Here is a 26,407-nt window from a genome sequence, read left to right as displayed (position 1 = left end):
CCACCCGGGTCGGCGGGGCGCCGCCGTTGTCGCCACCCGAAAACGGGACGACGCAAGATCGAAGTCCCTGACACCATGGGTGGGTGCTGCTCACCCTGACCACCACCCACCGGCCGGCGACCGACCTCGGGTACCTGCTGGTCAAGCACCCGGACCGGGTGCACTCCTTCGAGCTGCCCGTAGGCGTCGCGCACGTGGTCTACCCCGAGGCGGACGAGGGGCGCTGCACCATGGCCCTGCTGGTCGACGTGGACCCGCTGCGGCTGGCTGGCGGCCGCGGCAAGAACCGGAGCCAGCCGGCCGCCCCGGACGGCTTCACCCTCGGCCAGTGGGTCAACGACCGGCCGTACGCCGCGTCGAGCCTGCTCGCCTCGGCGCTGGCCAGGGTGTTCCGGTCCGCCCTGCGCGGCGAGTCCCGGGACCGGCCGGAGCTGGCCGCCGCCGAGATCCCGCTGGAGATCCGGGTGCCCGTGCTGCGCTGCCGGGGCGGTGCCGACCTGGCCACCCGGATGTTCGCGCCGCTGGGCTGGGCGGTGGCGGCCGACCCGATCCCGCTCGACGAGACGTACCCGGAGTGGGGCGACAGCCGGTACGTCGACTTGACGCTGACCGGCACGCTGCGGCTCGCCGACGCGCTGAACCACCTGTACGTGCTGCTGCCGGTGCTCGACGACGCGAAGCACTACTGGGTTGCGCCGGACGAGATCGACAAGCTGCTCCGGGCGGGTGCCGGCTGGCTGGCCGGCCACCCGGAGCGGTCCACCATCACCCGCCGCTACCTGGCCCACCGCCGTGCCCTGGCCGGGGAGGCCATGGCCCGCCTCGCCGAGGAGCGGCTGACCGAGGAGCCGCCCGCCGACAGCGTCGCCGAGGCCGACAGCGGGGAGCCTGCGCGCCGGCCGTCGCTGGCGGTACGCCGCCGGGAGGCGGTGCTCGCCGCCCTCGCGGCCAGCGGGGCGACCCGGGTGGTGGATCTCGGCTGCGGCGGCGGGGCGCTGCTGTCCGCCCTGGTGGGCGACCGCCGGTACACCGAGATCGTCGGCACCGACGTGTCCGCCCAGGCGCTGACGCTGGCCGAGCGCCGGCTGCGGCTGGACCGGCTGCCGGAGCGGCAGCGCGACCGGATCCGGCTGTGGCAGTCGGCCCTGACCTACCGGGACGACCGGCTGCGCGGGTACGACGCGGCGGTGCTCATGGAGGTCGTCGAGCATCTCGACCCGCCCCGCCTGCCGGCGCTGGAGGACGCCGTGTTCGGTCACGCCCGGCCCGCCACGGTCGTGGTGACCACGCCGAACGCCGAGCACAACGTCCGCTACGAGGGGCTGGGCGCGGGGCGGTTCCGGCACCCGGACCACCGCTTCGAGTGGACCCGCGCGGAGTTCGCCGCCTGGGTCGACCGGGTCACCGCCACGCACGGCTACACCGCGACGATCGGCGGGATCGGCGACGACGACCCCGAGGTCGGCGCCCCCACCCAGCTCGCCGTGTTCACCACGACGCCGACGACTGCCCCGGCGCAGCCGAATGCCACGACACAGCCAACTGCCCAGGCGCAGCCGAATGCCATGACACAGACGACCGCACCGAAGGAGGCGGGCCGATGATCGACATCCCCGAGCTGGCCCTGGTGGCGCTGGTCGGCGTCTCCGGTTCCGGCAAGTCCACCTTCGCCCGGCGGCACTTCACCCCGAGCCAGGTGCTCTCCTCCGACGCGTTCCGGGCGCTGGTCGCCGACGACGAGAACGACCAGTCGGCGTCGGCGGACGCGTTCGACGCCCTGCACCACGTCGCCGGGATCCGGCTGCGGCGCGGCCGGCTCACCGTCGTGGACGCCACCAACCTCCAGCCGCACGCCCGCGCCGGGCTGGTCCGGGTGGCCCGGGAGCACGACGTGCTGCCGGTGGCGATCGTGCTGGACGTCCCGGAGGCGCTGGCCTGGGAGCGGACGCAGACCCGCGCGGACCGCACCTTCGGCCGGCCGGTGCTGGCCCGGATGCAGCGGGACCTGCGCCGGTCGTACGGGCAGCTGGCCCGGGAGGGCTTCCGCAAGGTGCACGTGCTGCGCGGCGTCGAGGAGATCGCCGCGGCGGAGGTCCGGTACGAGAAGCTGTTCAACGACCGGCGGGACCTGACCGGGCCGTTCGACATCGTCGGCGACGTGCACGGCTGCCGAGAGGAGCTGGAGGCGCTGCTGCTCCGGCTCGGCTACGGCCTGCGTCGCGACGACGCAGGCCGCCCGGTGGACGCGGCGCATCCGGCTGGCCGTACCGCCGTCTTCGTGGGTGACCTGGTGGACCGCGGCCCGGACTCCCCCGGGGTGCTCCGCCTGGTGATGGGCATGGTGGCGGCCGGGCACGCGATCTGCGTGCCGGGCAACCACGAGCAGAAGCTGCTGCGCAAGCTGCGCGGCGCGGACGTGCGGCTCACCCACGGCCTGCCGGAGACGCTGGCCCAGCTGGCGGCGGAACCGGACAGCTTCGTGGCCGAGGCGGCGGCTTTCATCGACGGCCTGGTCAGTCACTTCGTGCTGGACGGCGGCCGGCTGGTGGTCGCGCACGCCGGGCTGAAGGAGGAGTACCACGGCCGCGCGTCGGGCCGGGTCCGCGCGTTCGCGCTGTACGGGGAGACCACCGGCGAGGTCGACGAGTACGGCCTGCCGGTGCGCTACCCGTGGGCGCGCGACTACCGGGGCTCGGCCATGGTCGTGTACGGGCACACGCCCGCCCCGGAGCCGGAATGGGTGAACAACACGATCTGCGTCGACACCGGCTGCGTCTTCGGCGGGAAGTTGACCGCGCTGCGCTACCCGGAGCGGGAGCTGGTCTCCGTCGGCGCGGTGAAGGAGTGGTACGCCCCGGCCCGGCCGCTGGTCGCGCCGGCCCCGACCCGCCCGGACACGGTGCTGGACCTGCGCGACGTCGCCGGCCGACGGCACGTCGAGCACCCGTACGGAACGCTGACCGTGCCGGCGGAGAACGCCGCCGCCGCGCTGGAGGTGATGAGCCGGTTCGCGGTCGACCCGAGCTGGCTGACCTGGCTGCCGCCGACGATGGCGCCGTGCTCGACGTCGACGGTCGAGGGATTCCTGGAGCACCCGGCGCAGGCGTTCGCCGACTACCGGTCGGCCGGCGTCGACCGGGTGGTCTGCGAGGAGAAGCACATGGGCTCGCGTGCCGTGGTGCTGGTCTGCCGCGACCCCGACGGCGGCCCGTTCGGGCCGGGCGGCGGCGTGGTGCACACCCGCACCGGCCGGCCGTTCTTCGGCCCGCAGCTGGACGGCGAGCTGCTGGACCGGGTCCGGGCGGCGGTGACCACGGCGGGGCTGTGGGCGGAGCTGGGCACCGACTGGCTGCTGCTGGACTGCGAGCTGCTGCCCTGGTCGGCGAAGGCGGGCGGGCTGATCCGCGAGCAGTACGCGAGCGTGGGCGCGGCCGGTCGGGCCGCCCTGCCGGCGGTGCTGGCCACTCTGGACGCGGCGGCCGGTCGGGGCCTGCCGGTCGGGGAGCTGCGGGAGCGGATGGCCGTCCGGTCCGTGGAGGTCGAGGCGTACTCGGCGGCGTACCGGGCGTACGTGGCGCCGACCGACGGGCTGCGCGGGGTGACCCTCGCCCCGTTCGTGGTGCTCGCCTCCGCCGGGGCCAGCCACGCCGACCGGGACCACGGCTGGCACCTCGACCTGGTCGACCGGCTGTGTGCCGCCGACCCGGGGTTGTTCACCCCCACCCGGCGACGGGTCGTCGACCTGGCCGACGCCTCGGCCGAGGCCGACGCCACCGACTGGTGGCTGGCGCTGACCGGCGGCGGCGGGGAGGGCATGGTGGTCAAGCCGTACGCCGGGCCGGCCGCCCGGTCCTCGCGGGGATCGCTGCTCCAGCCGGGGATCAAGTGCCGGGGCCGGGAGTACCTGCGGATCATCTATGGCCCCGGGTACACCGGGCCGGAGCAGCTCGCCGCGCTGCGTCGACGGTCGCTGGGCCGCAAGCGGGGGCTGGCCCTGCGGGAGCACGCCCTCGGGCTCGCCGCCCTGGACGCGCTGGCGACGGACGCCCCGCTCTGGCGCCGCCACGAGCTGGTCTTCGCCATCCTGGCCTGCGAGTCCGAGCCGGTCGACCCCCGCCTGTGACGGTGGTCGAAGGGCTGGCCGAGTACGTGGCCCGGCACCGTCCCGGGTGGACCGGGGCGGTGCCGGGCGGGAGCGGAACCGGGGTTAGGTACCCTGTGTGGCCGTGGACACAGCAGAGAAGGCACGGGCGGCCGTCGAGACCGTCGCCCTGAATCCGCTAGACCCGAAGGATCTGCTCCATACCTTCGGGCTGATCGGCGTCTGGGTGATCCTCTTCGCCGAGACGGGCCTGCTCGTCGGCTTCTTCTTCCCGGGCGACTCGCTGCTGTTCCTGGCCGGCGTCGCCGCATCGCCGGTGGCGGACGCGATCTTCGGTGACGGCACCCGGCTCTCCCTGGTCGGGCTGCTGATCGGCGGGCCGATCTGCGCGATCGTCGGTGCCCAGCTCGGGCACTGGCTCGGCGCGCGGTACGGCCGGCGGATGTTCGAGCGCCCCAACTCCCGGCTGTTCAAGCGGGAGTACGTGGAGAAGGCGGAGTACTACTTCCAGAAGTTCGGCCCGGCCAAGGCCGTGGTGCTGGCCCGGTTCATCCCGATCGTCCGCACGTTCCTCAACCCGGTGGCCGGGACGCTCGGCATGCCGGCCAGGCAGTTCCTGCTGTGGAACGTCGTCGGCGCGATCCTCTGGGTGGACGGCATCCTACTGATCGGGTACCTGCTCGCCGAACAGATCTACAACGCGATCGGTGACAAGATCGACCGGTACATCCTGCCGGTGGTCGCGCTGATCATCCTGATCTCGGTGCTGCCGATCTTCTTCGAGTTCCTCCGCGACCGGCGGGCCCGCAAGCGCGGCGAGGTAATGACCGTGGTGGCGGCGGCGAGCGCCGCCGGCGCGGTGGAGGCCGTCCGGGAAGCCGTCGAGCACCACCGTCACCACCCCCACGACCGGTCGCCGCAGCAGCCGAACGGGCAGCAGGAGCCGCGGCAGCAGCCACACGATGGCGGTCGGTGGCCGGAGCAGGGCAGGGGCCGCTGACGGCGCGATTCGTCACGGCGTACGGCGATGGCCGGCCCCACACTGCGGGACCGGCCATCGGTCGAGGCCGTGACGAATCGACGGCGGACGAAATCAACGAGGCAACTGCCGGTGACGCGGCCCCGCGTCACCGCCCGGTGGTGGCGCCACCCCTGACACGCCACCCGATGCCGACCCGAGGCGGGACGGCCCGGAACAGAACCTTGTTGTCAGCGAGCCTTCTTGGTGGCCCGCTTGCGCGGCGGGGTGAGCAGATCCGCGATCGTCGCGATCGCGGACGGCACCAGCCGGTAGTACGCCCAGACACCGCGCTTCTCCCGCTCCAGCAAGCCGGCCTCGGTGAGGATACGCAGGTGGTGACTGACCGTCGGCTGGGAGAGGCCGAGCGGTGCGGTCAGGTCGCACACGCACGCCTCGCCCTCGGGCGCCGACTGGATCAGGCTGAGCAGCCGCAGCCGAGCGGGGTCCGCGAGGGCCTTGAGGACCCCCGCAAGCCGCTCGGCGTCGGCACGTTCGATCGGCTCGCCGGCAAGCGGCGAGATCTGAGGCATGGTCATTTCAGCCAACGCAGTTCCCACGTATTCCATCCTTCCACCAGCAGCATCGATCCGCCTGCATATCAGCAGATCCGAATCGGCAAACTTTTAGGCCACAAGGCCGAGGTCAGCCAACGTATAGGCCGCCCGATACGGCAGTCCGGCGGCTCGCACCGCGTCGCCGGCGCCACGATCAACAATAACCGCAACACCCACCACTTCGGCCCCGGCCTCGCGCAACGCTTCCACCGCGGTCAGCACGCTGCCACCGGTGGTTGACGTGTCCTCGACCGCCAACACCCGCCGTCCGGCCACGTCCGGTCCCTCGATGCGGCGTTGCAGACCATGGGCCTTACCCGCTTTACGGACGACGAAAGCATCGAGCGACCGGCCGGTCGTCGACGCGGCGTGCAGCATTGCGAGGGCGACGGGATCGGCGCCCAGGGTCAGGCCGCCGACGGCGTCGTACTCCCAGTCGGAGGTCAGGTCGAGCAGTACTCGACCGACCAGCGGTGCAGCCTGGTGATGGAGCGTGACACGCCGCAGATCGACGTACCAGTCCGCCTCCTGGCCCGACGAGAGCACCACCCGCCCGTGGACCACGGCTAGGTCGTTGATGAATTTGCGCAGGTCGTCGTGGTCCCCCATGGCGATAGAGGTTACTGCGCAAGTCTGGGAGCCGTGTGTCGGGTCCACCCCGATCAGCCCTGCGGGCGACCGATGGTTGGCGATGTTCGGCTACTCTGTGCGACCGCTGCCGCCCGGCAGGGACGGACACCTGCCGCCGGGCCCGACTGCTGGCGCTGAGCCGTAGGTCAGCCGGCGCGGCGGTCGTCGCGACCGCGGGTGTCCCGGGCGAACCGACGCAGCAGGCTCCGCGGCGCGTGCCGGACCCCGGCGACGGCCAGCTTGTAGCGCCGCGACGGAACGCTTACGGAGCGACCTTTCCGCAGGTCACGAAGGGCCTCATCGACCACCTGTCCGGCCTGGAGCCACATGAAACGGGGGGTCCCGGACATGTCGATCCCGAGCCGTTCGTGCGCACCGGTGCGGGTGTAGCCGGGACACAGTGCCATCACGCGCACCCCGGACGCGGCGGTGGTCAGGTCGACGGACTCGCTGAACGCGGTGACCCACGCCTTGCTGGCCGGGTACGTCGATCCGGGCATGACCGGCCCGAAGCCCGCAACCGAAGAGACATTTATCACTGCCCCATGGCCCCGGCGAGTCATCGGGCCGACCGCGGCGAGGGTCAGCCGCAGCACGGCGTGCACGTTCAGCCGCAGCAAGCGGGACTCGTCGGCGACCGAGGAGCTCAGGAAGGGCTGGTTGAGGCTGATCCCGGCGTTGTTGACCAGCAGCTCGACCGGGCTGCCCTCGGCCAGCCGGAGTTCCACGGCGGCGCAACCGTCGTCGGTGGACAGGTCCGCCGCGATCACCTCGACCGGGTGGCCGTACCTGCCGGTCAGTTCCGCGGCGACCGCCGCCAGCCGGGCGGCATCGCGCGCCACCAGCACGAGGGCCCAACCGTCGGCGGCCAGCCGACGCGCGAACTCCGCGCCGATACCGGCGGTCGCGCCGGTGACCAGCGCGCGGCGCTCGGCGGGAACCTGCTCTGCCGTCACGGGTGTCCTCAGCGGCTCGGGTACGGGGGCGCGGCCGGCGGGGGGCCGGCCGGGGCCGGCACGGGACGGCCTCGGCGGAACCACGCGTTGGCGGCCGGCAGGGCCAGCAACGCGGTTACCACAAAGTAGCCGAGCAGCTGGCCGACGGAAAGGCCCGCGTTGACCGGAATCCACCAGGACGGGTAGGCGTCGCCGAGCAGCCCGAGCAGCTCGGCGGTGGTGGCCTGGTCCCTCCCGGACAGCCGCAGCGGAACGGCCCGCTGGCCGACCAGCGCCGCGAGCCCGCAACAGCCGAAGGCCAGGCCCAGTCCGCAGACCACCCAGGTCGCCACCCGGGCCCCGGGCCGGCCGGCGAACAGGCCGAACGCCAGCCCGACGAGCACGACGCCGACCAGCACGGTCAGCGCCGCCGACACCCCCACCGCCAGCCACAACAGGGTGACCAGGCCGTCGGTCTCCCCGGAACCGGCGGTGGTGCCGGCCGCCGCCGCCCGGAACCGGTCGACGGTGCCGCCGAGAGCGACCAGACCGGCGACCGCGTAGGCCAGCGCGCCGACGGCCATCAGCACCAGCACCGCCGCCGCCAGCCCCACGACCGTGGGGCGACGGGGCTGCGCCTGCTCGGGGTACGACACGACAGATCCCTCCGGTAGGCGTCCGTGTGGAACCTACTCGGAGGGATCGTCGATGTCGCCGTTATCCGGCGCGCCCAGCCCGCCGCCCGGGCTGCGCCGGCCGACAGGCTGGGCGGTGTCCGGTGCTCAGTCCGACGACGACGATCCACCGCCGGAGGACGATCCGGAGTCCCCGCCGCCGCCGGACGGCCCGGAGTCCCCGCCGCTCGTGGACGGCCCCGAGTCACTCCATTGGCCCGGCCCGGACGGGTCCGGCCGGTCGGACGAGGACGGCCCCGGGGTCGGCTGGTCCGGGTACGGGGTCGGCTGGTCCGGGGAGGACGGGCCGTGGCTCGCGTGCGGGTAGGGCGGCTGGCCCGGCTGGCCCGGGCCGTGCGGGTAGCCGGGTGCCGCCGGGTAGCCGGGGGTCTGCGGATACGCCGGGGCCTGCGGGTAGCCCGGGTTCTGCGGGTAGGCCGGGTAGGCGCCACCCGGAACCGGGGGCTCCCAGCCCTGCTGCGGCTTGCGGAAGAACGCGTTCGCGGCTGGCAGGGCCAGCAGGATCAGCGCGGTCAGCAGGGCCAGCAGGGCGACGACGGCGAGCAGGGTGTTGACCGGCGTCAGCCACGAGGGCAGTTCCTGCTCCAGCCGGCGCTGGATCTCCTCCGGGCTCGGCGCGTCGCCGGAGGTCTGGCCGGTGCCGGCGAAGCCGCCGGCGAGCCCGCTGATCAGGTTGCTGCCGGTGCAGCAGACCAGGATGCCACCGACCACCCAGGTGGTGATCCGGGCGCCGTTGCGGCCCCGGTTGTTGAGCATGGCCAGCACCACCAGCCCGATCCCGATGAGCAGGACCAGGATGGCGCTACCGATGCCGATCGCGATGGTGAAGTCCGCCAGCGTGTCGGCGCCGTTGGCGTCGGTGCCCGAGTACGCGTCGTGCAGCACGTCGCGGGTGGTGCCGATGGTGGTCAGCGTCAGGATCAGCTGGATCACCTGGATCGCGGCGACGAGGATCAGCAGGTAGCTGGAAATGGTGACGACGGCCGGACGTGTCCGGGCCGGCGGTGGGCTGTGGGGGTCGACCACGGTGCTCCCTCCCTGGAGTCGGGTTCACACCGTATCCAGTACGGGCCAGCCCGGCACGTCACCCGGTGCGGGGCGCGCCGGGCGCGGACGCCGGGCGCTCGGCTTCCCGGCGCAGCTGCCGGTGCTCGGCGGTCACCACGGCGAGCAGGAACAGGTCGGCACCCACCGCGGTGACCGCGCCGAACTGGTTGACCGTGAAGTTGAAGATCTGCCCGAACAGCAGGTCGACCAGGATCGCCAGCTTGAACAGCCGGAACGCGTCGACCGGGTCCCGGCGCAGCCGGAACGCCGCCGTGACGCTGAGCACGGCGGTGACCAGCGCGGACGCCGAGACGCCGAGCACCGCGCCCCACTCCCGCTCCTGGTCCAGCGCGCCGGTCACCCCGTCCAGCAGCACGCCGATCAGGGTCAGGGCCGGCTCCGCCACCAGGTAGACCACCACCAGGCTGACCAGCCAGCGCTGGGCGGTCAGCCCGATGACGAACCGGCGGAGCCGGGCCAGCCAGGGCTGCCAGAACCGGGGCGGCGGCGGCTCCCGGCGGGGCACCGCGTCGAGCAGCCCGGCCACGGCGGCCTCGGTCAGCGCCCCGGAGCCCCGGGCCAGCCGGAGCACCTCGGCCCGACGCCGGTCGGTGAGACCGTTGATCAGGCCGCCGAGCACGGCGTCCAGGGCGTTCGCGGTGCGCTCGGCGGGAAGCAGCCGGGTCCGGCCGCGCACCGCCTGGGTGATGACCACGAGCAGGGCGAAGACCCCGTAGATGATGCCGGCGGCCGGGGCGTAGAAGTAGTCCGTCCCGGTGGTGACGAACTTTCCCACCTCGTCGATGAACAGGCCGAATCCGATGCCGCCGAGGATCGCGCCGGTCATCCGGGCCGCGCCGCCGAGGAAGACCAGCGCCACGCCGAGGCCGGCGGCCATCAGTAGGCCGCCCCAGAGCACGTGCGCGATGTGCAGGCCGCCGCCGCCGAGCTGCGGGTAGCCGGTGGCCTGGAGGTACGCCCGGGTGAGCAGCACAGCGGCCACCCCGGACAGGACGAACGCCTGGAGGTACGCCGCCGCAGCCTCCGCCCGGGGCGGCATCCACCGGCGACGCGACGGTCCGCGCACCATGGCAACGACCCTAGTAGCCGCGCCACTCGGCGCGGGCGTACTCCAGCACGCGGGGCCGCAACAGGGTCGAGGCGGGCAGGTCGATCCGGCTCCGGTCGGCGGGGAAGTTCGCGGCCGACGCCAGCGTCCCGGCGGTGAGGAAGCGCAGCCCTGACGCGTCGGCCGGCAGCGCCAGCCCCGGCGGGGTGCCCCCCGGCGCGGCGAGCACGAACCCCCAGTCGCCGAAGCTCGGCACGTCGACGTGGTACGGCACGGTGGCGAAGCCGGCCTCCCGCACCGACGCCTCGATCGACCAGTACGACCGGGGCGCGAAGTACGGCGAGCCGGACTGCACGACCAGCCGCCCGCGCTCGGCGAGCACCGCCCGGATCAGCTCGTAGAACTCGACGGTGTAGAGCTTGGCGGTGGCCGTCTCGTCCGGGTCGGGCAGGTCGGCGACCACCACGTCGAACCGCTCGGTGGCGGCGCGCAGCCAACCGAACGCGTCGACGTTGACCACCCGCACCCGGGGGTCGGCGAACGCGTCGCCGTTGAGCCGGCGTAGCTGCGGCTCGCTGCGGGCGAGCGCCACCACGGCCGGGTCTAGGTCGACCACGGTCACCCGGCGCACGTCGGGGTAGCGCAGGATCTCCCGGACCGCGAGCCCGTCCCCGGCACCGAGCACCAGCACCTCGCCGCGGGGGCCGTTCAGCGCGGGGTGCACCAGCGCCTCGTGGTAGCGGTACTCGTCCACCGAGCTGAACTGGAGGTCGCCGTTGAGGAACAGCCGCAGGTCGGTGTCAGCGTGGCCGACCTCCCGCGCCGAACGGGTGAGCACGATCTCCTGGTACCGGCTGTGCTCGGCGTGCACCACCGGGTCCCGGTAAAGCTGCTGCCGGGCGGTCACCTCGAAGTCGTAAGCCGTGATCCACGCGTACCCGAGGCAGAGGGCGACCACGACGGAGCCGGCACCGATCGCGATCCGCGCCCGGCGGCTCAGCTCGGCGCGGAACACCGTGCAGACCAGCGCGACGCCGGCCACCGCGTTCACCGCGCCGACCACCAGGGCGCCCTTGAGCTGGCCGAATACGGGCATCAGCAGGAACGGGAAGGCGAGCCCGCCGAGCAGTGCGCCGACGTAGTCGGCGGCGAACAGGTCGGCCACCGCGCTGCCTGCGGACTGTTCCCGGATGCGTTGCAGCATGACCATCAGCAGCGGGATCTCCGCGCCGATCAGCAGGCCGAGCACGAACGCGGTGCCGACCAGCGCCGGGCCGTACAGGTCCAGCCAGGCGAAGGCGGCGTACAGGCCGAGCACCGACAGCCCGCCGAGCAGGGCGAGGAGCAGCTCGACCAACGCGAACGCGGCGGCGGCCCGGGACTGCAACGGCTTGGCGGCGAGCGCGCCGACGCCCATCGCGAAGACCATCACGCCGAGCACGATCGACGCCTGGCCGACGGTGTCGCCGATCAGGTAGCTGCCGAGCGCGACGAGGGCCAGCTCGTACACCAGGCCACAGGCGGCGCAGACGAAGACCGCGACCAGCACCGCCGCGCGGGACAGCCGCCAGCGCGGCCGGGCGGTGGGGCCGCCGTCCGCCGCCGCCGACGCCTCGGTGGTCATGTCTTTCCCCGGGTACGCCCGGCGGGCGCCTGGGCGCGCTGCCGACTGCGCCGCACGAACCCGACGGTGAACAGCAACGCGGCAACCAGCAGCAGCCCGGCGGTGGCGAGCAGCCAGCCCCACCGGTCCCGCCAGAAGTCGCTGCCCGCGGCCGGCAGCGGCGACGCCGAGGAGCCCGGCGCGGCGGCCGGGGTGGCGGCGGGCTCGGCCACGCCGGCCTCGGCGACCAGCAGGGGCAGCGCCACGGCCGCCCGGCAGACCGCCCAGCCGGGGTCGTCGACGAAGGCGTCGTCGTCCAGCCCGAACCGTTGCAGCCCGTTCTCCACGGCGTACAGGTCAAAGCGGTCGATGTCGGTCGAGCCCGTCACGTCGACGGTCGCCGAGTCACCGCTCTCGCTGCTCTCCGAGGTGTACCTGACCTCGGCGGTCACCTCGACCCAGCGCGGGCAGGCCGGGTTGTCGACCACGGCCACCCCGTCGCCGAGGTTGGAGCCGACGCTGACCACGGAGCCGTAGTAGCTCTCCAGCCGCCAGCCGTAGCAGATGCCCTGGCTGGTGGCGGCCTGCGCGAGGATCGGCACGGTGTCGGCGCGCTCGTCGGCCGCCGGAGCGGGAACGGTGGTGCCGCCGGAGTCGCCGTTGAGGATGCCGACGCCGATGCAGGCACCGACCACGACGACGCTGACCAGGCCGACGATCCAGCCGGAGGCGGCCGAGGACGAGGCCTTCGTCGTCGGCTTGCCCGGCCGCCTGCCGCCCGGGTGAGCTGGAGCGGCCATCAACTGATCGCGGCGGCGATGATCGCGCCGGTGGCGAGGTGCACCACGGCCGACACCCACACGGCGGGGTGCGGCTCCGGGTCGACGAGCAGCTCGCCGAGCCGGCCCGGGGTCACCGCGTCGAGCAGCAGGAACGCGGCGGCCATGATGACCAGGCCGACGATCCCGTACGCCGCCGCGCCGACCAGACCGATGAGGAAGTCGTCCTCGCTGGCCACGATCGCCGCGACCACGATGGTGCCGACGCCGAGCAGGTTGGAGGAGAGCAACAGCGCCGCGTTGCGGTTGCGCTCGGTCCAGATCAGCTCGTGAAGCTTGCCGGGGGTGGCCACGTCGACCAGCCCGTAGCCGATGCCCATCAGGACGACGCCGACCACGCCGTAGGCGAGAGTGACCAGCAGATCGATGACGAGGTTCTGCACAGGAGGGCTCCAGGGTGAGGGGGGTCGGTCGTCGGGCTACTTGCCGGTGCCGGGGCCGCCGCCCCGGACGGTGCTGCCGCGTCCCCAGCCCCAGTGCGACCCGACGGTCGAGTGGTAGCGGGGGTAGGCGGTGGTCATGCGTTCGAGCAGGATCACCGAGCCGACGGCGATCGGCAGGATCACCACCGAGTCGTCGTCGTAGCGCAGATAGACGCCGCTGCCGTCGATGTACTGGTCGGCCGGCTTCCAGGCGTCGGTCATCTCGTCGGCGACCTGGCTGGGCGACTTCGACGAGGTGTACGCGACGGCGTTCCCGCCGATGTCCCGGCTCACCGCCCGGGTGTACCTGTCCTCCACGTAACCGCGCGGGGAGAAGTTGCCGTAGAAGATCGCGAAGGCGGCGATCAGCGCACCGATCACGGCGACCGCCGCTCCCACCACGAACCAGGGCCGGTACGTCTTCACAGGACCACTTCCGTCTCGGTCAGGACCAGCTCGTTGGTCTGGGGGTACGCGTGCCAGGTGCGCCAGGAGACCGTCCCGTCCGGCGGATCCGGCCGGACCGCGAGGGCGGTCACCGCGTCCGCGTCACCCGGGAAGACCCCGACCAGGGCGTACGGGTCGCCGGCCAGTTCGGCGCGGAGCGCGGCGACCCGGTCGCTCAGCTCCGTTCCAACCGGCCGCAGCACCGTGGCGGTGAACCGGTAGCCGTTCGACTCGTCCAGCCTCGTGGCGGGCAGCTCGGGCGGGCTGCCGGGCAGGCAGGCCACGGTCTCGGTCAGCTCGGTGCCCGCCGCGCGGAGCACCACCTGGTGGGAGGCGCCGAGCAGGCGCAGCCGCAGCCGGACACCGGCTGGCAGGTCGAGGTCGAGCACGTGCAGCGCGGGGCGCTCCGCGTCGCCGAGGGCGAGGCTGAGGTCGGCGGCGCTGGTGTCGACGTACGGGGTGTCGAGGGTGACCAGCACGGTCAGCTCACCTTCCCGGGGCCGGCCTGCGGGTAGATCATCACTTCTGAGCGGTGCAGCACCTCGCCCCGCGCCACCTCCCACGCGGCGTTGCCGTACGCCTCGAAGGAGAGCCGGAGTGCGCCCGGGCCCCGGTAGTCGTGGTAGCGCATGGCGCCGGACGGGTCGAGGCCGGTGGTCCCGGTGCCGGTGAAGAGCGCGTGCCCGGACTCGTTGCTGGTGTACCGGTGGCCGTCGAGGTCGACGGTCGGCGCGCCCGGGGTGAGGGTGAGCGCCGGGTCGGTCGTCCAGAACACCAGCTCCAGGTCCGGGTCCTCCTCGACGGAGAGCCAGAGCTGGCCGCCGCCGGCGTCGTCGAGCAGGTGCTCCGACCAGGTCCAGCTGCCCTCCTTGAGCAGCACCGAGCCGCGCACCGCGTACGACGTCCCGCGGATCTCGACGATGTCGCCGGGGCTCAGCCGGCGCGGGTCGCCCCGCAGCGCGTCGGCGTCCCGGTCGCGGAACGGGTCGGTCGGGCCGGGGTGTGGGGGTTGCTTGGTCCGGCCCCGTCGAACCGCCACCACGGCGATGACGATCCCGGCCACCGCGATGAGGCAGCCCGCCGCCGTCACCAGGTACATCACCGATCCGTTCAATCCGATCGCCTCCCCAGTTGCGTCGGCGGAGACGGTAACAACCCGGCGCACGTGGGGAAACCTCGTGATCGCTGAGTAAGGGCTCAACTACCTGGCGCTGCGGGCGGATCGGTGGCCGGCGACACGGCCGACGCGGGGGCCAAACCGGGCGGCACGGATGCCGGACCGGCCGGCCCGGGCGACGTCGGAGGATGGGCGAGGTGAAGGGCCGGGTCGGGGCAGATCAGGTACCCCGGCGGGACCGGGTACCCGGCCGGCACCCAGGCACCGACCGGCGGGACCGGGGCGGTCGGCCAGCCGCCGTACGGCACCGGGCCGGCCGGCGGCTGCGCCCGGGGGCGGAAGTACCGGTTCGCGGGCGGCAGGGAGAGCAGCAGCACCACGGCCGCAGTGAGCAGCAGCACGGTCAGCACGCTGATCCCGGCGATCGGGTAGATCACCGCGTCGTGGGACTCCTGCCGGCCGTACAGGGTTTCCAGGAACCTCGACTCCTGCCAGAGGTCCTCCTCGGGGAACGGCTCCCCCTCGGGGTCCATCCCCTCGGAGAACCCGAGCGCGAGGATGAGCGGGAGCATCAGCGCGCCGGAGCATGCCTGACCGAGACAGAGCAGCAGTTGCCCACCGCCGGAGACGAAGACCAGGATGCGCGCGACGTTCCGCCCTCGCAGCAGCGGCAGGGCCGTGCCGGCGAGCCAGCCGGCGAGCAGCAGTACGGGTATGCCCAGGAGGAGGGAGCCGAAGACGTTGCCGTTCCGCTCACCGCGTACCTCGGCGGGGTCGGCGTCCGGCACCAGCCGGGCAGCCTGGCTGATCTCGTCGTCGAAGCGCACCGCCTTGTACGCGACCAGGGCGAGCAGTCCGAGCAGGATCAGCACGGTGGCGGCCTGGAGCCAGCAGGCGACGGCGACCGAGGTCGGTCGGGGCGGACGGACCGGGGCGGCCACGGGTGCGGTCATGGCAGGACCGTACGGCCGGCGGCAGGTGGGCGGCAGCCCCGATCGGTCAGCGTCGAGCCGGCTGGTTGAGTCACCCCTCGGCGAGCCGGGCGGCGGCGTACTCACCCAGCCTGCTCCGGCCCATGACGCAGCCGCCGAAGGTGGTGAACTCGGCCGGCTCGCCGCGCAGTGCCTCCCACGCCGCCCGCGCGCCCGCCGGGTCGACCCGGTCGAGCAGCGTCGCCGCGTACGCCCGGCCGGCCGGCGAGCCGTGTCGCAGCAGCCAGTCGACCTTCCGCCGGGCCGGCTCCGGATGCGTGTCGAGCTGCCGCTCGACCTCCCGGTACGCCTCGGTCGCCGGCAGCACCGTGCCGGCGAACCCCACCCCGCCGAACGCGAGGGTGTCGGCCTCGGCCAACTCCCGCACCGCCGCGTCAAGCTCCTTGTTCCCGCGTCCGAACATGCCCACCTCCATACCCCGATTGAGCGAAGGGCCCCCGGTCAACGCCGAAACGTTGCGCAGGGGGCCCCTTTCGACATTTGGTCGACGGTCGTCAGGCGGCGGTGACCGCCAGGCCTTCCCGGCCGTCGGCCAGGTCGACCTTCACCGTGTCGCCGTCCCGCACCGTGCCGGAGAGCAGTGCCCTGGCGAGCTGGTCGCCGATGGCGGACTGCACCAGCCGGCGCAGCGGGCGGGCGCCGTAGATCGGGTCGTACCCGTGCTCGGCGAGCCAGCCGCGGGCCGCCTCGGTGATCTCCAGGCCGAGCCGGCGGTCGGCCAGCCGCCGACGCATCCGCTCAAGCTGGATGTCCACGATGGCCCGCAGGTCGTCCCCGTGCAGCGCGGCGAAGACCACGATGTCGTCGAGCCGGTTGAGGAACTCCGGCTTGAAGTGCGACCGGACCATCGCGAGGACGCCCTCCCGGCGCTGCTCCTCGGCCATCGTCAGGTCGCCGATCACCGACGAACCGAGGTTGGAGGTGAGGATCAGGATCGCGTTGCGGAAGTCCACCGTGCGGCCCTGGCCGTCGGTGAGCCGACCGTCGTCGAGCACCTGGAGCAGCACGTCGAACACGTCGGGGTGGGCCTTCTCCACCTCGTCCAGCAGGATCACCGAGTACGGCCGGCGGCGCACCGCCTCGGTGAGCTGGCCGCCTTCCTCGTAGCCCACGTACCCGGGTGGGGCGCCGACGAGGCGGGCGACTGAGTGCTTCTCGCCGTACTCGCTCATGTCGATGCGAACCATGGCCCGCTCGTCGTCGAAGAGGAACTCCGCAAGCGCCTTGGCCAGCTCGGTCTTGCCGACCCCGGTCGGGCCGAGGAACAGGAAGCTGCCGGTCGGGCGGTCCGGGTCGGCGACTCCGGCCCGGGCCCGGCGGACCGCGTCGGAGACTGCGGCGACGCCCTCGGCCTGGCCGACGACCCGCGAGCCCAGCGACTCCTCCATTCGGAGCAGCTTGGCGGTCTCGCCCTCCAGCAGCCGGCCGGCGGGGATGCCGGTCCAGGAGGCGACCACGGCGGCGATGTCGTCCGCGCCGACCTCCTCCTTGAGCATCGCGCCCTCGGCCTGGAGCCGGGCCAGCTCCTCCTCGGCCTTCGCCAGGTCGGCCTTGAGCTCGGGAATCCGGCCGTAGCGCAGCTCGGCGGCCCGCTCCAGCTCGCCGTCGCGCTCGGCCCGCTCGGCCTCGCCGCCGAGCCGCTCCAACTCCTCCTTGGCCGTGGAGAGCCGGGTGATGTGATCCTTCTCCGTCTGCCAGCGCTCGGACAGCGCGGTGAGCTGCTCGCGCTTGTCGGCCAACTCCTTGCGCAGCCGCTCCAACCGGTCCGCGGAGGCGGCGTCCGGCTCCTTGGCCAGCGCCATCTCCTCGATCTCCAGCCGGCGCACCGCCCGCTCGATCTCGTCCACCTCGACCGGCCGGGAGTCGATCTCCATGCGCAACCGGGACGCGGACTCGTCGACCAGGTCGATGGCCTTGTCCGGCAGGAACCGTTCGGTGATGTACCGGTCGGACAGGGAGGCGGCGGCGACCAGGGCGGCGTCGGTGATCCGTACGCCGTGGTGCACCTCGTAGCGCTCCTTGAGGCCGCGCAGGATGCCGATGGTGTCCTCGATGGTCGGCTCGCCGACGAGCACCGGCTGGAAGCGGCGCTCCAGGGCCGCGTCCTTCTCGATGTGCTCGCGGTACTCGTCGAGGGTGGTCGCGCCGACCATCCGAAGTTCGCCGCGCGCCAGCATCGGCTTGAGCATGTTGCCGGCGTCCATCGAGCCCTCGCCCTTGCCGGCGCCGACGACGGTGTGCAGCTCGTCGAGGAAGGTGATGACCTGCCCGTTGGAGTTCTTGATCTCCTCGAGCACGGACTTCAGCCGCTCCTCGAACTGCCCCCGGTACTGCGCGCCGGCCACCATCGCACCGAGGTCGAGCGAGATCAGCTTCTTGCCCCGCAGCGACTCGGGCACGTCGCCGGCCACGATCCGCTGGGCCAGGCCCTCGACGATCGCCGTCTTGCCGACGCCGGGCTCGCCGATCAGCACCGGGTTGTTCTTGGTACGCCGGGACAGCACCTGGATCACCCGGCGGATCTCGGAGTCCCGGCCGATCACCGGGTCGATCTTGCCGTCCCGCGCGCTGGCGGTCAGGTCGATGCCGTACTTGGTCAGGGCCTGATAGGTCTGCTCCGGATCGGCGGTGGTGACCCGCCGGTCCCCGCCCCGGACGGTCGGGAAGGCGGCGACCAGGTTCTCCTCGGTCGCGCCGGCGTTCTTCAGCGCGCCGGCGACCGCGCCGCCGACCCGGGCCAGGCCGGCCAGCAGGTGCTCGGTCGAGGTGTACTCGTCGCCCAACGGCCGGGCGATCTGCTCGGCGGCGCCGATGGCGTTGACGAACTCGCGGGCCAGGGTGGGCTCGGCGAGGCTGGAGCCCCGGGCCGCCGGCAGGCCGTCGACCGCGCGTTGGGCGGCCCGGCGCAGCTCGACGGGGTCGGCCCCGGCGGCGCGCAGCAGGCCCGCCGCGGTCGATCCCTCGGTGTCCAGCAGCGACAGCAGCAGGTGCCAGGGCTCCACGGTGGCGTGGCCGCGCTGGTTCGCCAGCGCGACGGCACCGGTAATGGTTTCGCGGCTCTTGGTGGTGAGACGTTCCGTGTTCATGGGCTCCCCCGGATCGGCGTGTCCACTAGGAAGGACACAACCAGAGTTGAGCCTATTCCGCTCAACCCTGAGGATGTGAGCTGAGTCACTTACGCTGATTCCAGCGCCAGTCGAGCTCCCCGGCGGCCGGCGGCGGCCCGGGCAGTTCCGGGCCGCCGCCGGCCGCCGACAGACCGGCCAGCAGCAGCGCGAGGTGACGCCGGCGCAGCTGGCGGGTGCGCTCCGGATCGGGCACGCGGATCGCGGCGCACCCCTCCAGCAGCAGCCCGACGTCCTGCACCACCACATCGGCGCGCAGCCGCCCGGCGGCTTGGGCCCGTTCGACCAGCGCGGCGGTCAACTCGCCGGACCGTGTCGCGTCCTGCCCCATCTCCGGAGTCGGCGCGAAGGTGCCAGCCAGGTGCACCGTCAGCGAGTGCACGTCGGCGTCGACCACCCGCTCCAGGAAGCCGACGAAGCCCCGCCAGCCGTCCGGGTCGGCGACCGCCGCCTCGACCTCGGCGACGTACCGGCGCAGCCCGTCGTGGCAGAGCCGGCGGAGCAGGCCCTCCTTGTTCGCGTACCGCCGGTAGAGGGCGCTGATGCCGACGCCGGCGCGGTCGGCGACGGCCGCGATCGGTGCCTTCGGGTCGTCGAGAAAGACGGCGCGGGCGGCCTCCAGGATCACGGCGTCGTTGCGGGCGGCCTGGGCCCGCCGCCCGGCGAGCGGCGGGGCGTGGGCGGCGTGGGCGGGGTTCGGCATGACACCAAGACTAGCAGCGGAACGGATCGTTCCGCTCTGGTGCATCCGCCAGCTCTTCGCGCCCTTCGCTGACCGCCCCGGCCGGGGACTCCTGCGGGAGGCCGCAGTCAGCGGGGCACACGCGCCGCGCAGGGCGTCTCGTGCTCGGCCCGCAGCACGCACCGCCGCCCACCATCGAGCCGGCGGTCGCAGAACACGCGGTGGCGTACCCCCTGGTTGTCCTCGGTCGAGACGGTGGTCTCGCCGGGATCGACGGGGGCGACGATGGCCAGCGAGCGGACGGCGGTCCGGGCCAGGATCTTGGCGCGGGCCAGGTCGGCCGCCGTCACCGGCAGATGGATGACGTACCGGCGGCTCACGGACGCCGCCGGGCCAGGTCACGGGCGGCGGGTGCCTGGCGGGACTGCCACTCCCGCAGCGCCGCCTTGATCCGGGCGACCTCCTCGCGGCTGCGCGCCAGCGCCGCGTAGGCGGCGGCCAGGTCGGCGGCGACCCGGTCGAGGAACTCGGCCACCTCCACCGGGTCCGCGCCGCGCCGGCGCGGCGTGAAGGTCCGGCTCCGCACCTGCCAGGGCCGCAGGGGAAGGTACGAGCGGTACGCGCCGACCGGCGGCCGGTTGCGCGGACTGCGCCCGACGGGTCGGGCAGCACCGACGGGCCGGTGGGCTGCCGAGTGTGGCCCGGCATGCCGGCGGCTGAGCAGGGATCGCAGAAGTGCACGCACCACAGGCTGTCCTTTCCTCGACGACTCGGTGTGCGATGCCGGGAAGGGGCGGTCGGTCGACATGGCCGACCGACCGCCCGGCCCTGCTCTCAACAGCCGTCAAGCCGCAGGAGAGCAGGACCACCCAGGGAGCGAGCCAGCACTTCAGCCGAACCACTCCCGCAGGGCTGACACGATCCGGACCACGGGGGGAGTCCGGCCATGCCAGCGGAACGGACGTCAACGCCGGGACCGGCTGCCTACCAGGGTTTCCGCTGAAGAACGTCCGCCCTCGAAACATACAATGCAAAGCATTGCAGGGCAAGGGTCGCCATGCTTAGCACGCAAAGTCTTGGCTGACCGGGCAGTGCCATGGGAGGATCTTGGGGCCTACCAGGAGTTGCCGCCATGCCCCGAGTTTCCGACCGTCAGCGCATCGCCCAGGACATCCGAGACAAGATCACCTCAGGTGAGTACAACCCCGGCGACAAGCTGCCCTCGCTGCGCGAGCTGATCGCCCACTATCGAGTTTCTGCCGAGCCGGTGCGCTCCGCCCTGCTGATTCTCCAAGCCGAAGGGCTTATCGAAGGGCACCAGGGCAAGGGCACCTATGTCACCCCTCGCCCTGCATCCGGCTGACCCGAACTACGGGTCCGCAGCGGTTGGTAGCGCAGACGGGGCAGCTCCACAGGCGGTGAAATAGGACCCTCATCGGCGTGGCACAACCGATGCGGGCAGCCGCCGTCCGCACGAGCCGGCCGCTCAGGCGGGTTCCAGCACCACCCGCACCCAGTGGCGGCTGCCGAGCGGCCCCGAGGCCAGGAGCACCTCGTCGGAGGCACGGCCCATCAGCGTGCCGTCGTCCAGCAGGGTCAGGTAGTGCTCGGGGCCGAGCGGCCAGTCGAGCCGGTCGTACCGGCCATCGGCGACGACGCCCACGCCGTCCGGGCCGGTGACGGCGAACCGCCCGGTGGTCAGGGGCACCACCGAGTGCGCCCGCGCCGGATGCCCCTCAACGGGCACCGGCAACCACCGGCCCAGGTATCGCCAAAAGGTGGGAAATCTCGTCCGGTCCGGCGGCCATCCGATCAGCCGTGCGTCGCCGTCCGGCCCGACCATCGGCCGCAGCATCCCGACCTCGCCGTCGGACGCCGGCACCGCCGTCCGCTGCCAGTTCCGCCCCCCGTCGGGCGAGATCGCCGCGTACGGTTTCCCGCCGTCGACGCCCGCCGCCACCAGCAGGCCGTGGTCCTCGGCGAGGCCGTGCAGCACAGGCACCGGCGGCTGGACGGGCAGGGGCGTCATCCGCTGCCCCTGCCAGCGAACCGCCCGGCCGGTGGCCTCGTCGACCTGGAAGCGGCCCTGGGCGGCCTGCCACACGGCGGGGGTCCGATCCCCGCCGGTGTGCACGAAAGTGACGCCGCCGTCGGTGGAGGTGTACCAGCCCTGGGGGTCGGCGAAGATCGCCAGCACACCCGGGACGACGTAGAGCTGCGGGTTCACGGAGAGCGGGTACGGATGCCGGAGCCCTCGCCAGGTGCGCCCGCCATCGGTGGTGGAGTAGAGCAGCGCCGGGCAACTCCGGTCCACCGGCGGGCCGCAGCCGCTGAACTGGGCGTAGCCGCGCTCGGCGGTGACGAACTCGACGTACGGCAGGTCGTACCGCTGGTCGACGGCGACCCGGACCTCGCGTACCTCGACGTCGGAGGCCGTGGGGGACGACGTCGGCGCGGTGGTCGCCGGACCGGGCGGAGGGGCCGTCCGGTCCGGGGGTGGGCGACGGACCGGACCGATCGAACAGCCCGCCATCAGCGGTATGAGCAGCACAGCGACCGCCCAGCGGAGGAACCGACCATTCATCGACCCTCCCCTCAGCCGGTAGCCTTGCCCGCGTGCGAGTACGTGTCGAACAGACTGCCCTCCCTGGGATCGGAATGCGTCACGATCTGGTGACGGAATCCGGCCGCCGGCTCGGCGTGGTTTCCCACCGCAATGGCCGCCGCGACCTTGTCCTTTATGACCCGGACGATCCCGATTCCTGCCAGGCCGACATACCCCTGACCGACGACGAGGCGGAGGCGTTGGCAGACATTCTCGGCGCGTCGCTGATGCTCGGTCAACTCTCCGGACTCCGCGAGCAGGCCGCCGGGCTGCTCACCGAGCAGGTCGCCATCCCGGCCGGCTCGAAGTACGTCAACAGGCGGCTCGGCGACACCAAGGCGCGCACCCGGACCAGCGCCTCCATCGTCGCGGTGCTGCGCCACGGCGAGGTGATCGTCTCGCCGGACCCGACCTTCCGCTTCGAGGCCGGTGACGTGGTGGTCGTGGTCGGGACCCGCAAGGGGCTCGACGGCGTGACAGCCATCCTCGCCGACAACGATCCGGACGGTTGAGGCGCGGATGCACGAGACCACAACGCTGCTCATCGAGGTCGGTGCGCTGCTCTTCCTGCTTGGGCTGCTGGGGCGGCTCGGCCGGCGGATCGGCCTCTCACCCATTCCCCTCTACCTGCTCGCCGGGCTCGTCTTCGGGCACGGCGGTGTGCTGCCGCTGAACGCCAGCGAGGAGTTCTTCGCCGTCGGCGCGGAGATCGGCGTGATCCTGCTGCTGGTCATGCTCGGCCTGGAGTACTCGGCCGGCGAACTGGTCGGCAACCTGCGCTCGGCGGCGCCCGCCGGGCTGATCGACGGCGTGTTCAACGCGCTGCCCGGCGCGGCGTTCGCCTTCATGCTCGGCTGGGACTGGGTGGCCGCCATCGTGCTCGGCGGCATCACCTGGGTCTCCTCGTCCGGGGTGATCGCCAAGGTGCTGGCCGACCTGGGCCGGCTCGGTAACCGGGAGACGCCGGTGATCCTCTCGGTGCTGGTCATCGAGGACCTGGCGATGGCGCTCTACCTCCCGCTGCTCACCGCCGTGCTGGCCGGCAGCGGCCTGCTCGGCGGCGGCATCGCGCTCGGCGTCGCGGTCGGCACCGTGGTGCTGGTGCTCGTGGTGGCGATCCGGTACGGCCACCTGATCTCCACGGCCCTGTCGGCGAAGGACCCGGAGGCGCTGCTGCTCGGCGTGCTCGGGCTGACCCTGCTGGTCGCCGGGATCGCGGCCAAGCTTCAGGTGTCGGCCGCGGTCGGCGCCTTCCTCGTCGGCATCGCGCTGTCCGGGCCGGTGGCCCACCACGCCACCGAGATGCTCTCCCCGCTGCGGGACCTGTTCGCCGCCGTCTTCTTCGTCTTCTTCGGGCTGGTCACCGACCCGCGGGACATCCCACCCGTGCTGCTGCCGGCGCTCGCGCTGGCCGTGGTGACAATGGGCACCAAGACCCTGACCGGGTACCTGGCCGCCCGGCGGGTGGGGATCAAGGAGCCCGGACGGTGGCGGGCCGGACTGGCCCTGGTGCCACGCGGTGAGTTCTCCATCGTCATCGCCGGGCTCGCCGTCGCCGTCGACGGCGTCGAACCGAAGCTGGCCGCGCTGGCCACGACGTACGTGCTGATCACCGTGGTGACCGGGCCGATGCTGGCCCGGCTGCCGGACTTCGCCTGGTTCAAGACCTGGCTGCGGCAGCGGGCCCTCCGCCAGCGCACTGAGCCGCTGGTCAGCGCCGACTGATCCCCGACCCCGGAACGGGCCGGGTCGGCCGTATGGCCGACCCGGCCCGTTCCATCGGTTGTCGAATTCGTGCCATGAACCCTTCCGCTGGTCGGCGACCCCGGCTACCGTTCGCCCCAGCAGCCAGTCCGCGGTGGGCCGGTCCCCCCGCGTACGCAAGCGGAAGGTTGGCCGGTGAGCGTGCAGCAGTCGACGTTCCGCGGCTTCACGAACCCCGTCGACCCCTCTCCCGCGGAGCTGCGGGCGTGGGCCTACCAACCGGACTCCGTGCCGCTGACCTCGATGCCCCAGGACTGGGACCTGCTGGTCGCCGGGGACCACCTCGTGCAGACGCTCTTCGAGCTGGCGATGGACCCGGCCTGCCCGGCCCGCCGGTTCGCGCTGCACTGCCTCTACATCTACGCCGCCGACGGCATCCGGACGAACTTCCGCGCCCATCCCAAGCGGCGCTTCCGCAAGCTGGTCGAGCAGGCGGAACGGGCCGGCGACGAGTTGATGCACAACTGGGCGCACAACGGGCGGGTGCTGCTGGCCCGCCCGAACCTCTTCGTCTACCGGGACTGGTGCGAGGGTGGTCTGGTCCGGGAGAACCGCCGCATCGGCTGACCGGCACGCATCCGGGGCACGCGAACGGGCCGGGTTCCCCCGTGGAACCCGGCCCGCACGTCGGCGCACCGGCCGTCAGGCGGCCGATCCGCCGCGCCCTTCGCGCTGCCGGTCGCGGCGCACGTCGGCCCGCCCCTGGCCGACGCCGTGGTCGACCTGGTCGGCGAACCGGCCGTCCTTGATCCTGTCGGTGAACCGGCTCTCGGTGATCTTGTTGAACTGCTCCCGGGCGGACTTCGCGATCCGGTCGAGCCGCGCCTCCGCCTGCTGCGCCACCTTCTTGGCCGGTTCCGACATGGTCCCCCCTCGCCGGTGCGGTGGTTCCAGCGGTGCTTCTGGCCCGAATTGAGCGGATAGGACCTGATTCACAGGTTAACGGAAACGGCCCGGTCCGCGCCGGGGTACCCGGGAAGCGGACCGGGCCGATGGAGCGGTCCGGAGCTGTGGAGCTGTGTGGCGGACGGTCAGCGGTCGCGGCGCGGGCGCCAGACCACCAGGGCGGTGGACGTGCGGGTGGCGGGCACCAGGTCCCGACCGGGAAACCGGGCCAGCGACTCCAGCTCGGCCACCCGGCGGTACGCGGCGTCGAGCTCCGCCTCCAGCCGGGCGATCCGCTGCTGTGCCTGCTCCAGCAGGTGCTCCAGGCCGATGATCCGCTTGACCCCGGCCAGGTTGACCCCCTCATCCTGGCTGAGCCGCTGCACCTCGCGCAGCAGCACCACGTCCCGGACGCTGTAACGGCGCCCGCCGCCGGCCGCCCGGCCGGCCTGCACCAGGCCGAGCCGGTCGTACTGGCGCAGCGTCTGCGGATGCATCCCCGCCATCCGCGCCGCCACCGAGATCATCAGGACCTTGGCCTCGTAGGCAGGGTCATCCGAGCCGGTGAACTCTCCCACCATCCCCGCTCACCTCCGTACGCACTCCAGCAGGCTCAACTGAACCGACGCACCCGGGCGTCGAGATGTTCCCGGGCGGCCGGCGGGGACTGCTCGGCGAACGCCTCCAGCGCCGCCCGTGCCTCGTCGGACACCCGTGCCGGTACCACCACGTCGAGCGTGACCAGCAGGTCGCCGGCCTGGCCGTCCTTGCGCACCACGCCCTTGCCCCGGGCCCGCAGCACCCGGCCGCCCGGCGTTCCCGGCGGCACCCGCAGGGTCACCGTGCCGTCGAGCGTGGGGACCCGCAGGTCCGTGCCGAACACGGCCTCCGGGAAGGTGATCTGCACGGTCAGCGTCAGGTCGTCCCCGGTACGCCCGAACAGCTCGTCCGGCCGAACCTTCACGTGCACGAACAGGTCGCCGGCCGGGCCGCCACGCTCGCCCGGCTCGCCGCGCCCGGCCAGCCGGATCCGCTGCCCGTCGGCCACCCCGGCGGGGAAGCGGACGTTCAGCGTGCGGGTCTTGGTGACCCCGCCGGTGCCGTGGCACTCCGGGCACTTCTCCTCGACGACCGTGCCCACGCCCTGGCAGTTGCGGCACGGCTCGGACAGGCTGAACGACCCCTGGTTCCGGGTGGTCACCCCGGCACCGTGGCAGACCTGGCAGGTCACCGGCTGGGTGCCGGGCTTCGCCCCGCTGCCGTGGCAGGTGTCGCAGATCCCGGGCGCGCGCAGGGTCAGCGGGAGGGTCACCCCGCGGACCGCGTCGTCGAAGTCGAGCGCCACCTCGGTCTCGATGTCCCGGCCCTTGGCGGGGCCACGAGGACGGGACGGGCCACCGGCTGCCCCGCCGCCCGAGAAGATCGAACTGAACAGGTCCTGGAAGCCGGCCCCGCCGAAGCGACGGTCACCGCCGCCGGCCGCGCCGCCGAACATGTCCGAGACGTCGAACGGCTGCCCGCCGGGCCCGCCCGCTCCCCGGGCGTTACGCCGGAAGGCGCCCGAGCCGAACAGCGAGCGCATCTCGTCGTACTCGCGGCGCTTGGCCTCGTCGCCGAGCACCGCGTACGCCTCGGAGGCGGCCTTGAACCGCTCCTCGGCCTGCGGGTCGCCGGGGTTGTGGTCCGGGTGCGACTCCCGGGCCAGCTTCCGGTACGACTTCTTGATCTCGTCCGGGGAGGCGGACTTCTGCACGCCCAGCGTGGCGTAGTAGTCCTTCTCGATCCAGTCCTTGGAACTCACCGGTCCACCCCCTTCCGCGGGACGTATCCCGGACGTCCCGCCCGCCCGGTACGGGCGGGCGGGACGGCGCGG

Annotated in this window: 29 protein-coding genes; 7 read left to right on the top strand and 22 right to left on the bottom strand. The window is 73.0% G+C overall.

Annotated elements, in window-relative coordinates; translation table 11 throughout:
• Positions 1-83 precede the first annotated feature (83 nt).
• From ACQPZO_RS00935 to ACQPZO_RS00925, 3 genes are all read left to right on the top strand, one after another.
• On the top strand, positions 84-1,604 hold the full coding sequence (locus tag ACQPZO_RS00935) for a 3' terminal RNA ribose 2'-O-methyltransferase Hen1 (RefSeq protein WP_433346156.1): 1,521 nt from the start codon (positions 84-86) through the stop codon (positions 1,602-1,604).
• Positions 1,601-4,123, top strand: a complete 2,523-nt coding sequence (locus tag ACQPZO_RS00930) for a polynucleotide kinase-phosphatase (RefSeq protein ID WP_433346154.1) — start codon at positions 1,601-1,603, stop codon at positions 4,121-4,123. Before ACQPZO_RS00935 ends, ACQPZO_RS00930 begins: the two co-directional genes overlap by 4 nt.
• Positions 4,124-4,220: 97 nt before the next feature.
• The gene (locus tag ACQPZO_RS00925; protein ID WP_433346152.1) at positions 4,221-5,102 is read left to right on the top strand and encodes a DedA family protein; all 882 of its coding nucleotides are present in this window, start codon (positions 4,221-4,223) and stop codon (positions 5,100-5,102) included.
• 209 nt (positions 5,103-5,311) lie between these two features.
• Here the strand turns inward: ACQPZO_RS00925 and ACQPZO_RS00920 are convergent, their stop codons facing one another.
• The 18 genes from ACQPZO_RS00920 to ACQPZO_RS00835 form a co-directional block, all read right to left on the bottom strand.
• On the bottom strand, positions 5,312-5,689 hold the full coding sequence (locus ACQPZO_RS00920) for an ArsR/SmtB family transcription factor (protein WP_007454255.1): 378 nt from the start codon (positions 5,687-5,689) through the stop codon (positions 5,312-5,314).
• A 57-nt stretch (positions 5,690-5,746) separates the two neighbouring features.
• A complete protein-coding gene (gene pyrE, locus ACQPZO_RS00915; RefSeq protein WP_433346150.1) occupies positions 5,747-6,286 on the bottom strand; it encodes an orotate phosphoribosyltransferase in 540 nt (179 codons plus the stop codon).
• 167 nt (positions 6,287-6,453) lie between these two features.
• A complete protein-coding gene (locus ACQPZO_RS00910; RefSeq protein ID WP_433346147.1) occupies positions 6,454-7,263 on the bottom strand; it encodes an SDR family NAD(P)-dependent oxidoreductase in 810 nt (269 codons plus the stop codon).
• 8 nt (positions 7,264-7,271) lie between these two features.
• Positions 7,272-7,898: a hypothetical protein gene (locus ACQPZO_RS00905; RefSeq protein WP_433346145.1), complete on the bottom strand. Its 627-nt coding sequence runs from the start codon at positions 7,896-7,898 to the stop codon at positions 7,272-7,274.
• Between the two features lie 126 nt (positions 7,899-8,024).
• The gene (locus ACQPZO_RS00900) at positions 8,025-8,963 is read right to left on the bottom strand and encodes a hypothetical protein (protein ID WP_433346143.1); all 939 of its coding nucleotides are present in this window, start codon (positions 8,961-8,963) and stop codon (positions 8,025-8,027) included.
• Between the two features lie 58 nt (positions 8,964-9,021).
• Positions 9,022-10,044, bottom strand: coding sequence for a hypothetical protein (locus tag ACQPZO_RS00895; RefSeq protein WP_433350700.1), 1,023 nt, complete (start codon positions 10,042-10,044; stop codon positions 9,022-9,024).
• Between the two features lie 40 nt (positions 10,045-10,084).
• Entirely contained in the window at positions 10,085-11,677 is a 1,593-nt protein-coding gene (locus ACQPZO_RS00890) for a polyamine aminopropyltransferase (RefSeq protein WP_433346141.1), read from the bottom strand.
• Positions 11,674-12,456, bottom strand: a complete 783-nt coding sequence (locus tag ACQPZO_RS00885; RefSeq protein WP_433346139.1) for a hypothetical protein — start codon at positions 12,454-12,456, stop codon at positions 11,674-11,676. Before ACQPZO_RS00885 ends, ACQPZO_RS00890 begins: the two co-directional genes overlap by 4 nt.
• Positions 12,456-12,878, bottom strand: a complete 423-nt coding sequence (locus ACQPZO_RS00880) for a DUF350 domain-containing protein (protein WP_433346137.1) — start codon at positions 12,876-12,878, stop codon at positions 12,456-12,458. Before ACQPZO_RS00880 ends, ACQPZO_RS00885 begins: the two co-directional genes overlap by 1 nt.
• 36 nt (positions 12,879-12,914) lie before the next feature.
• Positions 12,915-13,343 (bottom strand): DUF4247 domain-containing protein, encoded by a 429-nt coding sequence (locus ACQPZO_RS00875; protein WP_433346135.1) that lies wholly within the window; start codon positions 13,341-13,343, stop codon positions 12,915-12,917.
• Positions 13,340-13,843, bottom strand: a complete 504-nt coding sequence (locus ACQPZO_RS00870) for a DUF2617 family protein (RefSeq protein WP_433346133.1) — start codon at positions 13,841-13,843, stop codon at positions 13,340-13,342. The genes ACQPZO_RS00875 and ACQPZO_RS00870 overlap by 4 nt, the downstream gene beginning before the upstream one ends.
• Positions 13,844-13,845: 2 nt before the next feature.
• A complete protein-coding gene (locus tag ACQPZO_RS00865; RefSeq protein ID WP_433346131.1) occupies positions 13,846-14,478 on the bottom strand; it encodes a DUF4178 domain-containing protein in 633 nt (210 codons plus the stop codon).
• A gap of 83 nt (positions 14,479-14,561) precedes the next feature.
• Positions 14,562-15,434 carry a hypothetical protein gene (locus tag ACQPZO_RS00860; RefSeq protein ID WP_433346129.1) on the bottom strand — a complete coding sequence of 291 codons (873 nt, stop codon included), beginning with the start codon at positions 15,432-15,434 and terminating at the stop codon, positions 14,562-14,564.
• A gap of 70 nt (positions 15,435-15,504) precedes the next feature.
• Entirely contained in the window at positions 15,505-15,876 is a 372-nt protein-coding gene (locus tag ACQPZO_RS00855; protein WP_433346127.1) for a hypothetical protein, read from the bottom strand.
• 91 nt (positions 15,877-15,967) lie between these two features.
• Positions 15,968-18,559, bottom strand: coding sequence for an ATP-dependent chaperone ClpB (clpB, locus tag ACQPZO_RS00850; RefSeq protein WP_433346125.1), 2,592 nt, complete (start codon positions 18,557-18,559; stop codon positions 15,968-15,970).
• 85 nt (positions 18,560-18,644) lie between these two features.
• Positions 18,645-19,301, bottom strand: a complete 657-nt coding sequence (locus ACQPZO_RS00845) for a TetR/AcrR family transcriptional regulator (RefSeq protein WP_433346123.1) — start codon at positions 19,299-19,301, stop codon at positions 18,645-18,647.
• Positions 19,302-19,408: 107 nt separating this feature from the next.
• Entirely contained in the window at positions 19,409-19,660 is a 252-nt protein-coding gene (locus tag ACQPZO_RS00840; protein WP_396676543.1) for a hypothetical protein, read from the bottom strand.
• Positions 19,657-20,025, bottom strand: a complete 369-nt coding sequence (locus tag ACQPZO_RS00835) for a DivIVA domain-containing protein (protein WP_433346120.1) — start codon at positions 20,023-20,025, stop codon at positions 19,657-19,659. The genes ACQPZO_RS00840 and ACQPZO_RS00835 overlap by 4 nt, the downstream gene beginning before the upstream one ends.
• A gap of 387 nt (positions 20,026-20,412) precedes the next feature.
• Between ACQPZO_RS00835 and ACQPZO_RS00830 the strand changes: the two genes are divergently transcribed.
• A complete protein-coding gene (locus ACQPZO_RS00830; RefSeq protein ID WP_433346118.1) occupies positions 20,413-20,643 on the top strand; it encodes a winged helix-turn-helix domain-containing protein in 231 nt (76 codons plus the stop codon).
• Positions 20,644-20,766: 123 nt separating this feature from the next.
• On the opposite strand, the gene ACQPZO_RS00825 is transcribed toward ACQPZO_RS00830, so the two are convergent.
• The gene (locus ACQPZO_RS00825) at positions 20,767-21,864 is read right to left on the bottom strand and encodes a hypothetical protein (RefSeq protein ID WP_433346116.1); all 1,098 of its coding nucleotides are present in this window, start codon (positions 21,862-21,864) and stop codon (positions 20,767-20,769) included.
• A gap of 32 nt (positions 21,865-21,896) precedes the next feature.
• Here ACQPZO_RS00825 and ACQPZO_RS00820 point away from each other — a divergent pair, with 32 nt between their 5' ends.
• The 3 genes from ACQPZO_RS00820 (at position 21,897) to ACQPZO_RS00810 (ending at position 24,216) form a co-directional block, all read left to right on the top strand.
• A complete protein-coding gene (locus ACQPZO_RS00820) occupies positions 21,897-22,397 on the top strand; it encodes a cation:proton antiporter regulatory subunit (RefSeq protein WP_396671731.1) in 501 nt (166 codons plus the stop codon).
• A 7-nt stretch (positions 22,398-22,404) separates the two neighbouring features.
• Entirely contained in the window at positions 22,405-23,610 is a 1,206-nt protein-coding gene (locus tag ACQPZO_RS00815; protein WP_433346114.1) for a cation:proton antiporter, read from the top strand.
• Positions 23,611-23,784: 174 nt separating this feature from the next.
• Positions 23,785-24,216: a hypothetical protein gene (locus ACQPZO_RS00810; RefSeq protein WP_433346112.1), complete on the top strand. Its 432-nt coding sequence runs from the start codon at positions 23,785-23,787 to the stop codon at positions 24,214-24,216.
• A 75-nt stretch (positions 24,217-24,291) separates the two neighbouring features.
• Here ACQPZO_RS00810 and ACQPZO_RS00805 read toward each other — a convergent pair whose 3' ends face one another.
• The 3 genes from ACQPZO_RS00805 to dnaJ all read right to left on the bottom strand — a co-directional run bounded on the left by ACQPZO_RS00805 (position 24,292) and on the right by dnaJ (position 26,335).
• On the bottom strand, positions 24,292-24,513 hold the full coding sequence (locus tag ACQPZO_RS00805; protein ID WP_433346109.1) for a hypothetical protein: 222 nt from the start codon (positions 24,511-24,513) through the stop codon (positions 24,292-24,294).
• Between the two features lie 167 nt (positions 24,514-24,680).
• Positions 24,681-25,115 (bottom strand): heat shock protein transcriptional repressor HspR, encoded by a 435-nt coding sequence (locus tag ACQPZO_RS00800; protein WP_433346107.1) that lies wholly within the window; start codon positions 25,113-25,115, stop codon positions 24,681-24,683.
• 32 nt (positions 25,116-25,147) lie between these two features.
• The gene (gene dnaJ / locus ACQPZO_RS00795; RefSeq protein ID WP_433346105.1) at positions 25,148-26,335 is read right to left on the bottom strand and encodes a molecular chaperone DnaJ; all 1,188 of its coding nucleotides are present in this window, start codon (positions 26,333-26,335) and stop codon (positions 25,148-25,150) included.
• Positions 26,336-26,407 lie beyond the last annotated feature (72 nt).

This window comes from Micromonospora sp. CA-111912 (genome assembly GCF_050948415.1).
Taxonomy (GTDB): domain Bacteria; phylum Actinomycetota; class Actinomycetes; order Mycobacteriales; family Micromonosporaceae; genus Micromonospora.
The sequence above is the reverse complement of the archived record's forward strand: the minus strand, read 5'-3'. Positions and strand labels throughout refer to the sequence as shown.